At 66.0% G+C, this 12,981-nt stretch carries 8 protein-coding genes; 5 read left to right on the forward strand and 3 right to left on the reverse strand.

Annotated features, from left to right (window positions below):
* Window positions 1-12: 12 nt before the first annotated feature.
* Both ACIQBL_RS21580 and ACIQBL_RS21585 read right to left on the reverse strand, forming a co-directional pair.
* Window positions 13-975 (reverse strand): hypothetical protein, encoded by a 963-nt coding sequence (locus ACIQBL_RS21580; protein ID WP_401944099.1) that lies wholly within the window; start codon window positions 973-975, stop codon window positions 13-15.
* A 203-nt stretch (window positions 976-1,178) separates the two neighbouring features.
* A complete protein-coding gene (locus tag ACIQBL_RS21585) occupies window positions 1,179-1,814 on the reverse strand; it encodes a DUF4365 domain-containing protein (protein WP_401944100.1) in 636 nt (211 codons plus the stop codon).
* Window positions 1,815-1,989: 175 nt separating this feature from the next.
* Here ACIQBL_RS21585 and drmA point away from each other — a divergent pair, with 175 nt between their 5' ends.
* From drmA to ACIQBL_RS21610, 5 genes are all read left to right on the forward strand, one after another.
* Window positions 1,990-5,631 carry a DISARM system helicase DrmA gene (gene drmA / locus ACIQBL_RS21590; protein ID WP_401944102.1) on the forward strand — a complete coding sequence of 1,214 codons (3,642 nt, stop codon included), beginning with the start codon at window positions 1,990-1,992 and terminating at the stop codon, window positions 5,629-5,631.
* Between the two features lie 3 nt (window positions 5,632-5,634).
* Entirely contained in the window at window positions 5,635-7,488 is a 1,854-nt protein-coding gene (gene drmB, locus ACIQBL_RS21595; RefSeq protein ID WP_401944104.1) for a DrmB family protein, read from the forward strand.
* Complete coding sequence (gene drmC, locus ACIQBL_RS21600; protein WP_401944106.1) at window positions 7,485-8,291, forward strand: DISARM system phospholipase D-like protein DrmC; 807 nt, start codon at window positions 7,485-7,487, stop codon at window positions 8,289-8,291. The genes drmB and drmC overlap by 4 nt, the downstream gene beginning before the upstream one ends.
* Before the next feature lie 428 nt (window positions 8,292-8,719).
* Entirely contained in the window at window positions 8,720-9,007 is a 288-nt protein-coding gene (locus tag ACIQBL_RS21605; protein ID WP_401944107.1) for a hypothetical protein, read from the forward strand.
* Entirely contained in the window at window positions 9,007-11,178 is a 2,172-nt protein-coding gene (locus tag ACIQBL_RS21610; RefSeq protein ID WP_401944109.1) for an NB-ARC domain-containing protein, read from the forward strand. Before ACIQBL_RS21605 ends, ACIQBL_RS21610 begins: the two co-directional genes overlap by 1 nt.
* Window positions 11,179-11,188: 10 nt before the next feature.
* On the opposite strand, the gene ACIQBL_RS21615 is transcribed toward ACIQBL_RS21610, so the two are convergent.
* Entirely contained in the window at window positions 11,189-12,877 is a 1,689-nt protein-coding gene (locus ACIQBL_RS21615; RefSeq protein WP_401944111.1) for a hypothetical protein, read from the reverse strand.
* Window positions 12,878-12,981: the final 104 nt, after the last annotated feature.

A 12,981-nucleotide genomic window follows, 5' to 3' on the forward strand; every position in this document is an offset into this window, starting at 1 on the left:
GCATTGGTGTCATCAGTCGACGTCGACGACCTGGAACTGGTGGACCGACCGGATATGGGCACGGTTGCCGCTCATCTCGACGTCGCCGAGGACCTGCACCTCGTGTCCCTGTTCGTGGGCGCGGTTGGCCTCGGAATAGGGTTCGGCCGCCAGGAGCATCCGGTAGCGGCGGTTGCGCTGGTACTCGTCACCGAGGGTGTATCCGGAGATGGTGACTTCGCCGGGCCCCTCTGAGGCCTCACGGTGCAGTCGTACGACCGTTCCTCTCACCCTGACGTCGCGCTCGCCGAGGCGGGCACGTAGATCCTTTGCGCCATCAGCCAGCACCTCAAGTGACCTTCGCCGAAAGGTGAGTGGATGGGTTTCGAGGCCGATGGGATAGTCGGGAGACCAATTGAATTGGAGATCGAAGCTCTGTCCTTCCTTGCCCCCGATCTTTACGAGGGCTTCGCACAGGTTCGCGGACAGGCCAGTCGGTGCGAAGCGCTCGAAGTAGCTGAGGTCGTTGGTCTTCAACGCATGCTCTGCGGCATCGCGAGCGCAGAGGATGCCCGCATACAGGGTGCGTGACACCTTCCGTTCGAAGGGCTCAGCGGGGTTGGTCGAGGGAGTGTCGAAGATGCTCAACTGCTGTGGCTCGGGCTGGGGAAGCGCTGTCTGTACCGCGATGATGTAGCTGCCGACCTGCGTTTGCCCGAGGCGTACGCCGCCGACGAAGTTCCTGGCCTGGCTCGGTCGAACGGGTGGCTGTACAGACTGTGGTTGAAGTGAGAGAGCTGACGTGGCGGCGGAGAGCATCAGCTCCTGCAAGCCGATGAGTGCTGGGACAACGTCGAGCAAGGGCGCGGTGCCTGGCGGTCCGAGGGGCTGCAAGCGCAGGTACTGCGTGTCCGATGAAGGCATGAACAGGCCGCGAAGGATCTCGCTAGGACGTCGGTCCTCCACGGTGCCAAGGGTGTCGAGCAGCTCCGCCATTCGCTCTGGGTAGTCCCGGAGCTCAGCGTCGAGTGGCACCAACACCTGAAAGGGGCGGGTGTCAGCGCTGTCCGGAGGGGTGAACTGCCAGATCTGTCCACTGCCGTAGTTCTGGGCGAATGTCCATCCGTGTGCGCTGAGATAGCGGAGAACGGCGTGCGGCTCCAAGGACGTGACCTGGGCGATACGATCTTGGGAGAGACTCACTTCGCCACCAGCATGTTCCTGAACGAGGGCGCGAAGAGCCCGTGCAGTGATTCGACGCTCAGAAGATTGGCGCGTGGGACTGGCACAGTGTGTGTGCTGCTCTGCCGGTTCTCGTCCAGAATCGGTTCATCGCCGTGGAAACAGGCCCAGTAGGCAGCGTGCCGGAGGAGGAGCCTGGTCTTGTCGACATCGATCCAGTCGGACGGATCGGTCGGCACCACTACTAAGAAGAGGAACCGGGGGATCTGATACGCCGGGCCGGCGAGCATATTGAAGTTCTTGATTTCGAGTGGGTACCTGAACTCGGCGTCGTTGCCCTTGGGCTTGGACCAGCTCTTCACTTGGGCGTTGATGGCCGGAAAGCCGATGGTTCCCCCGCGGCCCGGGTAGTTGATCGTCCAGTCCAGGCCGATGCGGTCGCGTCGGCCCGGCTTCTGGATGTCAAGGTTTGCGGCCACGGCGAGCGCTTCGACGAACATCTCACCGAAGTCTCCCTGGTGCCCTTGATCGCCCATGGGCAGGCCCGAAAGAAACTGCTCGGCAGCGCTGTGCCCGGTTATCGCTGGTGATGGCTGGTGCGGGAGTCCGTGGAACGTCCCGCTGTTCGTTGCCTCGCCGGCCCCACCGTGCACTCGTGCTACTCCCCATCTCCGGTGGTGTCATGTCCCACGCTACCCATCCAGCGTGAGAGGAGTCCGGGGCACGGCGGGTTTCAGCCGGGGGCAAAGGCTTCCCTGCCCGCTGTCCGCGACTGTACGTTCGGCAATCGGCAGCGTGTTGTCTGCGCTGGTAGTTAGGGTTGAGTGCGTGGCCCAGGAGAGCTTTGAGACGCAGTCCCCCAGCAGCTCGGCAGCGGCGGGGACCTCGGACGTGCTGACGCTGCCCCGTCCGCAGGAGATCCGCAGTGAGCTGGAGCAGCTTGTCGTGCGGGATCTACTCGGGCCGATCGGGGATCAGAACGAGGAGCTGAGCGACAGCCCAGTCGATCAGTATGTGATCGGCCGGCTCGCACCCAACGGTTCGACCGTGGAGCCCGACCAGCTCGATGCGTTGGCTGATGCTGAGCCTCAGGCACTCGAAGAGGGAGATCGGGAGCCGGACGCTCCAAATGTCCCCAGCCTTCAGCCCTCGGCCATCGGCTTCACGATCTGCCTGGACGGAGACGCCACCGAACTGACCGTCGCGGCCTCCTGGGCCCGCTATGAGCGCGTGCCGGCGCCCGAGCACGAGCGGGCCGCCTCGGTGTGGCGCCGGACTCCGGTACTTGGCACTTCCGCGATCAAGATCAGTGAAGGTGAGATTCTGCCGCAGTCGCTCAACTCGGAGCAGCCGCAGATCATGGTTCGCGGCCGGACTCGGCGTTTCCAGGGCGACTGGCTGATCTCGCTTTTCTTGGTGAACGCCCAGTTGGATACGCCGGGGCCCAAGAACTGGATCTTCCAGGCTGAACTGGAGGTCCATGGGACTGAGGGTGAGGCACCCTTCAAGCCACGACGGTCACAGGTCTCGGGAGGTGGTGATCCCTCCGATCAGGGAGAGCAGCGGGCGCTGGCCATGGCCTACCGATTCCATCCCGAGTTCGCGGTCGGGCACGGTACCGGCGTACATGCTGTGCCTGCCCGGCATGATCGGCTCCGCGCCTCCGCGATCCGGACTGTCGCGGCACCCGCGTACGAGGTCCCCTTCACGGACGTCCCGAGCTACACCCACCCCGCAGACTCCGATCTGCCGGAACTCGCTGGTCTTGTACTCGACATGAAGGAGTTGGCGGAGCTCACGCCGAATCAGCTCCGAAGCGCTCTGATGCCCTTGGTCGACGGGTACCGAGCCTGGATCGGTCGGTGCGAAGCCCGGATCGATGATCCGGAGCAGCGTCTCGAAGGATTCGCAGCAGACGCTCGGGACAATCTTCGACGGGCCACACGGGCTGCGAGCCGGATCGAAGATGGCATCAACCTTCTGACGACAGGGCCAGCACTGGAGGCGTTTCGCTTCGCTAACAGGGCGATGCGCGATCAGCGTGTCCACAGCATGGCCGCTGCGATCCGTCGGCGGAACGACAATATTGACCTGGAATCCGCTGTCTCCGCCGTGGACCTCCCCAAGAACCGCAGCTGGCGTCCCTTCCAGTTGGCGTTCGTGCTTCTTAACCTCCCCGCCCTGGCGGACCCGGGGCACCCCGAACGCGCGGAGGAAGCAACCAGTGCGATCGCCGACCTCCTGTGGTTCCCGACCGGTGGTGGAAAGACCGAGGCGTATCTGGGCCTGACCGCCTTCACCTTGGCAATCCGTCGTCTGCGGCCGGACCTTGGCGGGATCGATGCCCGCAACGGGGTCGCAGTGCTCATGCGCTACACCCTCCGTCTACTGACGATCCAACAGTTCCAGCGTGCAGCCGCACTCATCTGCGCCTGCGAGGTCCTGCGTCGTCAGGACACCGGTGTCTGGGGGGAGCAGCCCTTCCGGCTCGGCCTGTGGGTCGGTAGCGGCGTGACGCCGAACCGGACGGATCAGGCCGACGACTGGCTGACCAGTCTCCGTCGTTCCCAGGGGCGTCCGGCGCGGGCGCAGGGATCTCCGCATCAGCTCACCAGTTGTCCCTGGTGCGGCAGTCAGATTGTGCCCGGCCGCGACGTCAGTGTGGATCTGACCACCCGTCGAACCGTTATCACCTGCCCGGAACTGTTCGGCTGCCCATTCGGGGCGATGTCCGACAGCAGTTCGGGGGGCCAAGGACTGCCCGTCCTCGTCGTGGATGAGGAGATCTACCGACTTCTGCCGAGCGTCATCATCGCCACGGTCGACAAGTTCGCGCAGCTCCCCTGGAAGGGGGAGACACAGGCCCTCTTCGGTCAGGTGACACAGCGTTGCAGTCGGCATGGGTACGTCACCAAGGATCTGGCCTCCGCAGAGTGGGAGAAGCCCAGCCACGACGCGAAGGGTGTGCACCCTTCTGCTTCGACCACCCCGGCCTTGCGGGTGCGGCCACCGGATCTGATCATCCAGGATGAGCTGCACCTGATCTCCGGGCCATTGGGATCCCTGGTGGGCCTCTACGAGTCGGCGGTCGACAAACTCTCTACGTGGGAGATCGCGCCAGGCAAGTCAGTGCGCCCCAAGGTGATTGCTTCGACGGCAACGGTCCGCCGAGCGGATCGCCAGATCCATTCGCTGTTCAACCGTCGGACCGAGGTCTTCCCGCCACCCGGGCTAGAGGCGAGTGACAACTTCTTCGCTCGCCAGCGTGAAACTCAGGATCAGGAAGCAACGGAGAACCGACCTGCCATCACCGGTGTCCCCGGACGCAGGTACGTGGGGATCTGCGCGCAGGGCGTGCGCACGAAATCGACGCTGATCCGTATCTATGTCGCTGTACTGGGAGCCGCCCAGCTCATTCACGAGAAGTACGGCCAGAACGAGATCACCGACCCCTACATGACGCTGGTGGGGTACTTCAACAGCCTGCGAGACCTCGGCGGCATGCGTCGGCTGGTCGAGGACGATGTCACCACCCGACTCGGCCGTGCAGATCAGCGCGGCCTGGCCAAGCGCTACGACCCTCTACTGCGCGAACTCACCTCGCGCATGTCATCGGACGACATCCCCGAGGTCCTGGAACAGTTGGACCTCACGTTCCGGCCGCGAAGCCCGAAGAAGAGCGGCGGGACCACCTCGCGCCGACCAATCGATGTGCTCCTTGCCACCAACATGATCGCCGTGGGCGTGGACGTGTCCCGTCTCGGTGTCATGGTGGTCACCAACCAGCCCAAGTCAACGGCCGAGTACATCCAGGCGACAAGCCGAGTAGGCCGTGCCTCTCCAGGCCTGGTCTTCACCGTGCTCAACTGGGTTCGCCCCCGAGATCTCTCCCACTACGAGACGTTCGAGTCGTTCCACGCCACGATCTACCGTCACGTTGAGGCCCTGTCTGTCACTCCCTTCGCTGACCGCGCGGTGGACCGTGGGCTTTCGGGTGTCCTCGTCGCGCTGGTCCGCAACCTGGAGCAGCAGTACAACGGCAACACGGGCGCGCAGCAGTTCGACACTCGCGGCAAGCTGTCCGACCACGTATCGGGCTACCTCAGCCGACGAGCGCGTGATGTCGCTGCCGCCCGGCCCGTCGGTGACGAGGTTCGACGCCAGCTCGACAGCCGCCTCGACCACTGGGACCGTATGCGCAAGCAGCCCGCGACCGTCCTGGGCTACCGCAAGCCGTACCGGATCCAAGACGACATGATCGGCTTGCTTCACGAACCGGACGGTGGCCCCTGGCGTGCGATGAGCTGTCCGACTTCGCTGCGAGAGGTGGAACCGGGGATCCGGCTCATTCTCCATACTGGTCCGAGTGGTGAAGAGACAGAGGAGCCTGCCTTCCAGCCTCGAGTGGACGACCCGGAGACCTCACATCCGCAACAGCTCGGCGGAGCCATTGCCGACGAGGAGAACTGAGCCGTGACCACCGCCTCTGCCCAGCCGCTACGTGTCGGCGAACTCCGCCCGAGTCAACTTCTGCATACCTACGGGATCGGATCGGTCGCCGATCTGCCGAACCTGTCTGTCATGGTGATGGGCCTCGATCACTGGAATCTGGAGAACACCAAGATCCTTACGGAGGATCGCCTGCTTGCAGCCACCAAGCGTCGGCTCGGGCAGCAGGTGCAGACCCTACGGACCCCGCCTTACGCGCCGGAAACCACGGATGTCTACGGTGCATGGGCTCGGGTGGGCGTACCTGTCACGCTCTTTCCGCGGTGGCTCCGCTGTTCCGACGGACGGTGCAACCGTCTCGCCCCAGCGAACTCTGGACTCTTCGAACTGCTCCCGCACACGTACTCGCCCGAGAAGATCCGCTACGTGCACTCGTGTCGAGGAAGCGGCGGGAATCGTCCGTCCGCAGTCCCCGCTCGCTTCCTCATCGCATGCGCCGAGGGCCACCTCGACGATTTCCCATGGTCCTACTTCGTCCACCGAGGCGTAGAGCCGATTGGTGAGCACACACTCAAGCTCCAGGAGCGGGGCACCACCGGCGAAGCTGCGAACATCTTCGTCACGTGCTCATGCGACAGCAGCCGCACCATGGCCGAGGCGATCGGGATGCGCGGCGAATCCGAACTTCCCGGATGTCGCGGGCGCCATCCCCACCTGGACACGTTCCAGGGGTGTGGGCAGACCGTGCGAACTCTGGCACTAGGAGCTACGAATAGTTGGTTCGCGGCACAGCTCAGCGTCTTCAGCCTGCCCAAGGCGGAGGAGCCGCTTGAACAGGCCATCCGGGATAACTGGAAGATGCTCAGCCTCCTCGCCCATGTTCCTGCGGAAGCTGCGCTCATGCTGCTTCCCACTCAGGTGTGCTGGCCGCAGCTCGAGCCCTTTGGCGTCGGTGAGGTCTGGAAAGCCATTCGCAGCGAGGCCGACCGGCAGGCATCGCATCAGCAGGGCGACGCCGAGGATATCGACGAGCTGGATCTCGCGACACCGGAGTGGGAAGCGTTCACAAAGCGAACCCGCAGCCAACTGCCCGATTTCACAACGAAGCCGGAGCCCGTCCCTCTCGCCGCGAGTGGCTGGTTGAAACAGGTGGTTCTCGTCCAAAGGCTTCGGGAAGTCGCAGCGCTTACCGGGTTCACGCGCATCGACGCGCCGGAGTGGCGCCCCCAGGACGATAACGATGCCGACCGGCTCGCGCCTCTCTCTGTTGAACCGCCGGCCTGGGTGCCATGCGCCGAACTAAGGGGAGAGGGAGTGTTCCTGCGCTTCGACGAGAAGCGCATCGCAGCCTGGGAGCGACTGCCCGAAGTAAGGAGGCGGGAGAGCGATCTGCGCGGTGCCTATGCGCAATGGTGCGCCAACCGTTCCGTCGACCCGCAATGGCCGGGAGCCCGTTATGTGCTACTCCACTCCTTCTCGCACATGCTCATCCGAGAATTCGCCCTGGAGTGCGGCTACGGGGCCTCCGGGATAGGCGAACGGATCTACGCACGGTCCGGGGACAACCCCATGGCCGGCGTGCTGCTGTACACCGCCGCCCCCGACAGTGAAGGAACGCTCGGTGGATTGGTGACGCTCGGGCAGCAGGGGAGGCTTGGCCCGCTTCTCTCGCAAGCACTGGATGCAGCCCGGTTGTGTAGTTCAGACCCGCTGTGCGCGGAACACGACCCCACAGTGCACAGTCGACTCCACGGAGCGGCCTGTCACGCTTGCCTCTTCGCAGCCGAGACTTCGTGCGAAAAGGGCAACCACTTCTTGGACCGGGCCATGCTCGTGGAGACCCTGGCGGGTGGCACGTTCGGATTCTTCGCTTCGTGAGTTCCGATCACGTCGTCGTTGACGCTGACACGGATCCCCTGGCGGCTCAGCTTGCTGAGTTGGGCCGCTTCCTCCCGCCCGTGCATCGACGGGCGTGGGCACGTGTATTGCAGTCGCTCGAAGGGCCGGGCCCGACGACGGTAGCCAGACTGCTCGCAGCGCACCCAGGTGCCGGTCTTGCCGCTCGGGCCGACGCACTTGTCAGCCTGTGGAGGCAGAACGCCCCAGAGCTGTCCGGGTCCGCGCTGGCGCTTGCACTGGAGACTGCGGCAAGTCAGTTTGATTACCTGCGCGCGGAGCAACACCTGGACCTCGTGGTGAGTGGCCCCACCTCGCGGGCCGTACCAGTACGGTCGACGAGCAGCGTGGCTGTCGAAGTCATCCGCCATGCTCGGGCCAATCTCCTTGTGGTGAGCTTTGCCGCGTACGGTGTGAAGGAGATCGTCCAGGAGCTCAAGCTGGCGGCTGGGCGCGGGGTTCGTCTCGATCTCGTGCTGGAGACATCGACTTCTGCTGTGAATGCCTTCGAGGGCCTTGGTCCCTCGGCACGCCTTTGGCACTGGCCAGATGAAGGTCGTAGCCGTACCGGAGGTGGCAGGGCAGCACTGCACGCAAAAATTATCGCAGCTGACCGCGAGGTCATACTGCTGGGTAGCGCCAATCTCACCGACCGTGCGTTCGCCGACAACCTGGAGATCGGGCTAGTCCTTCACAACCGGGCGCTTGTTGGCCGGGTCGTTGATCACTTCACCGCGCTGATGGACCCCGCTCGCGGCCCGCTGAAGCCGCTCGGATGTGAGTGAGTCTGTTCACTTCGACGGACGCAGCAGACGTGAGGGGCCGCGCCAGAAGCGGGGACTTGTGGCAGGCAGTGCTGCGGTCGTCGACGCTGTTGTGATGGCGTGACCTGCTCCGAACCGGCCCGGCGCGGAGTCCGGGGAGCTCGAACACCGTTCGGCCGGGCTTCCGAGAGCTCGTTTGCAGTGGCCGGGCTACCAAAGCATCAGCGGGCTCTCTACGGTTGCATCAGCGAGGTCTTGAAGGTCGTGCCCAAGGGGGTTTTGTGGAAGCTGAGTTGGCGGCGCTGGCGGCGTCCGGAGCGACAACGCTGGTCGGGCTCATGGTGTCGGAGACCTGGGCACAGGCGAGGGATCGAGTCGCTCGATTCTTTGCACGTGGCGGCGACGAGAGCTCAGCTGGGGAAGAACTTCAGCTGTCCCAGCAGGAGCTGATGGCGGCTCATGCGGCGCAGGACGAACTCTCCGGGGCCGACATCGAGGCCGTATGGAGGACGCGGCTGCGTCGTGTCCTCCTGGCCGACCCCGAGGCTGCTGAAGAACTCCGGCTCCTGCTCGCGGAGTTGGATCCGAGTGCCGGGAGCACCCCCTCTGTTTCCGTGCACAACAGCATCAGCGGGGGCGTGCAGAACGGCCCGGTCGTCCAGGGGCAGAACTTCTCTGGCCTGACCTTCGGTGGCTCGGGGTCGGTTCCGCCCGGGCCGTCCGCGGGAGCGGTGTGATGAGCGAGAGTTCCGGGGATGGTCAGGGGGATCCGTACATCAGGAACGAACTGTCCGGGAACGTCGACGGGCCAGTCGTCCAGGCCGGGGAGATCCACGGTGGCATCACGTTCAACACGGTGGTGGCCGACGGTCCGTACCTCCGTCCCGATCAGGTGCCGCCGCCGACCGTGGAGTACGTCAACCACACGCAAGAACTCTCGTCTCTCGACTCAGACCTGTGCGTTGTCCCGCGCGGATCCTCCGTCATCGGATTCGTCGTGATCTCTGGTCTTCCAGGCGTCGGCAAGACCACGCTGGCCTGTCGGTGGGCTGCCACGGCCCGTGACCGGTTCCCGGACGGGCAGATCTTCATCGACTACGCGGCACTGCGCCGCCGGGTGGGTGGTGATGTGTCGGCGGCCCTGGTGATGTGCCTGAGAGCTCTCGGGGTGCACGACACGTTCATGTCGGAGTCCCTTGAGGAGCTGACCGCGCACTACCGCTCCCGGACCGCGGACCGCCGTATTCTCGTCGTTCTCGACGATGTGAACCAGCCCGGTCAAGTGCTGCCCCTGGTGCCGAAGGGGCTGGGCAGCGCGTTGCTGGTCACCAGTAACGGCAAGCTGGGTGAGCTGGTGGCTCTGGAAGGGGCACACCCGCTGCCCCTCGAACCATTGGACATGGCCAATGGACTGAGGTTACTGGCGCAGCGGTGTGGTGAGGAGGCCGTCGAGGCGGAGCGGGGCGCTGCCGAACGGCTCGTTGGGTTCTGCGCCGGCCTGCCGAAGGCGCTGCAACTGGTGGCGGCCCGCCTACGGACCGGCAAGCGGCTCACGATGAGCCGGCTGGCCGAGGAACTCGCCGATGAGACCCGCCGCCTGCGAGGGCTGTCTCTGCGAGGGGAACATTCGGTGTCCGCCGTACTCGATCTCACCTACCGTGCGCTCCCGCCCGACGCGGCTCGGCTGTACCGGGCCCTCGGCTGGCTCCCGGGGCGTACATTCGACGCCGGTATGGTTGCCGTCGCCGCGTGCCTGGACGTGGCGGAGGCGGAAGCGTTGCTGGATGTCCTAGAGGAGTCCAGCCTCGTCGATGTGACGGAGGACGATCGCTTTCGCTTCCATGATCTCGTACGCCTGCACGCACGCGAGCGTGCGGCTGAGGCATCTGAGGTGGAGCCGGAGGGCGGTCGGCAGGCTGTGGTGGAACGGGTGGCCACCCACTACCTGGCTCTCACCGCGTTCGCCGACCGGGCTGTCAGGGCGGACCGGTTGAGGATCGGGAATCTGACCGGCCTCCTGCGAGATGCGTCGGACCCTTTCGCGGCGGAGGGCGGACCGGATCCGCTGGCCTGGCTGGAGGCCGAGCGCGCCGGCATCCTGGCCGTACTGCGAGAGGCGTCCGGGCTCGGTCTCCACAAACACGTATGGCAGCTGGCGGAGGGCTTCACGGTCCTGTTCCTGCACCGCAGGTACCTGGGGGACTGGAAGGAGTCATTGGAGCTGGGAGCGGCTGCGGCGGCCGAGGCCATGGTGCCGGCCGCGGAGGCCCGGTTGCGCAGCCTGCTGTCGCGGCCGCTCATGGACCTCGGGGAGTACGACCGGGCGCGTGCGGAGCTGGAGAAGGCGGTCGCCTGTGCCGAGGTGTCGGCGCACGCCGCGCTGAAGGCTTCCGTGCAGGAGTTCTTCGGACGCTACTGGGACCGCGTCGACGCAGTCCGCGCCATGGAGGCGTACCGGCGGTCCGTCGAGCTCAACATCGAGGCCGGGGAATGGCGAGGGGTGGCCATCGCCACGTACTTCCTGGGCTGCGCGCAGGATGCCGCAGGCCGCCACGACCAGGCCCTGGACACGTTGCGCCAGGCCCATCAGGACCTGCTGGCCCGCGACGACAAGCGGATGGCGGCCCGCGCGCTGGCTGCCATCGGTGCCGTCCACGACCACAAGGGGGACCCGGACGCGGCGATGCGCGTACTGGGCGAGGCGGCTAACGCGTTGCGGGCGGAGAAGGCGAGTCACTACGAGGCGCAAGTCCTGGTCCTGCTCGCCGACATTACGGAGCGGAGCGGCGGCGCTCAGGAGACCGTACGGGAGCAACTCGTCCGGGCCCACGAGATCTACGAGGCGGGCGGCGGCCCGGAGGCGGAGAAACTCCGGGAACGCCTCGACCGTCTGGGCGGCGCGGTGTGAGGGGCGTGTTTCAGCGCTCCGGATCGGCGGTGTCCGGCAGGGAGTTCCGTAGGCGGAGGCCGATGTCTTCCTCCCGGACACCGTCGATGCGCAGGGTCACGAAGACGCCGTCCAGGGGTAGGTCCTCGCGCAGGCACGTGTAGACCGCGGCGGCGGGCAGTCCAGGGTCGACGGCGGGGCCGGTGATCGTTGCCTCCACGATCCGTCCGTCGTTCAGCCCCACCAGGAAGCAGCCCCTTCCCAGCGCCGTAGCGGCAAGTCGGCAGCCGGGGAAGCGGCTCAACGTGTTCCGGATCCAGCGGAGGGCGCTGACCGTGGTTGGCGCGGGGCTATGGCACAGCAGCACCGAAGCGCTCTCGGTCAACTGGTGGTCCTGCTCCTCCTCGTGGCACGCGAGATGCAGATATGCGTCGGTCCCCTCACCGTGGGCGCCGGCAACGGCCGCGGGACGGCGGCGGACGGTGACTGTCCACTGCCCGCCCTTGTCGGGTGTGGCAGTGCTTTCCACAGTCCACGAGGTGACGGTGGCGGTCGGCGTGTTCGGGCGGGGCAGCGTACGCGCACGTGGTGGGGCCGAGCCGGGTTCGGCCAGCTCCAGAAGGCGGTACACGGCGGTACGCAGCCGGGCGGATGCCTGGCCTGTCTGAACGAAGGCGGCCTGCGCGATCCCCGCATAGCGATCGGGGACGTGGCCCGTGATTGCCGAGTCGACCTGCCGGTGCAGGTCACCGCGTATATCGAGGCGGGGCGCGGCCTGTCCGAGCCTGGCGATCGCCGTCCCTTGCACCGCGTCGTCGCCGAACGCGGCGAGGAGCACCGGCTTGCCCAGCGCTGCCCCGTACAGCGTCACGGAGCCGTGGTCCCCTATGACGGCGTCGGCTGCGACCAGCGCCGACCGCCAGGCGTGGACCGTCGGCATCAGCAGCAGCCCTGCTTCCAGCGCGCCGGCCAGTACGGAACGGATCTGCCAAGAGCCGTGCGCCGACCACACGTTGGGGTGGACGATCGCGGCGACCCGGTACTCGTCGCACGGCAACTCGGCGAGCACGCGCGCGGGCAGTTCTGGATCCCGGCCGAGGAGCGACGTCGGACCCCAGGTGGAGCTGAGGACGACCAGGCGCTGACCGTCGGCAACACCCAGCGAGCGTTTGAAGGAAGCGGCGTCCGGGAGACTCGCGGACAGTTCGTCGAAGCAGGGGTCTCCGATGAGCAGCGTGCGGCCGTCCGCCTTCGGATGCGCGGCGAGCAGCTGCTTCTCCTGGTCCGGGTGCGAGACGGCGATCCAGGCCCGTCCGGTTTCGAGGAGGGAGTCCGGAACAGCACCGGACAGGCGGGTCTCTGAGGCGCGGGAATCCGGTACGAGTTTCTGGAAGCCTATGCCGTGCGGCAGGACGAGTACGGGGCAGTCGCCCTCGGGCACGTCGACGTTCTCGCTGGCGGTGATGATGAGGTCGGGCGTGATGGTGCTCAACTGCGACCAGGGCATGATCCGGCAGCCGGCATCGCTGAGAAGGTCGAGGACTCCGTCGTTGAAGGCGGAGGTGGGGTCGTAGGCGAAGACGACGGTGACCCTGCTGTCGTTGCGCAATAGGGCCGGGAGCGATTCCAGCACCCGTACCGTCGAAGTGACGGTACGGGCCGCCACGACGAGTGTCTTCTCGCTGCGGAAGGTCCTCCACCGCTGGGGATCGTGTCCCACGGGGACACGGAGGGGTGGGCCCACGTTAGCGTTCACGGCCACCCCGAACGATTACGGGTGGCCCGCCGCCGGTCAGCGACGAATAAGACGCATAAGCACGCTCG

The organism is Streptomyces sp. NPDC088350 (genome assembly GCF_044753545.1).
Lineage (GTDB): Bacteria > Actinomycetota > Actinomycetes > Streptomycetales > Streptomycetaceae > Streptomyces.

What these genes read in the sequence shown, in the direction of transcription:
- ACIQBL_RS21605 (WP_401944107.1), top strand. Translation starts at nt 8,720, where the DNA reads ATGGCGGCTCATGCGGCGCAGGACGAACTCTCCGGGGCCGACATCGAG.
- ACIQBL_RS21610 (WP_401944109.1), top strand. Translation starts at nt 9,007, where the DNA reads ATGAGCGAGAGTTCCGGGGATGGTCAGGGGGATCCGTACATCAGGAAC.
- ACIQBL_RS21580 (WP_401944099.1), bottom strand. Translation starts at nt 975, where the DNA reads ATGGCGGAGCTGCTCGACACCCTTGGCACCGTGGAGGACCGACGTCCT.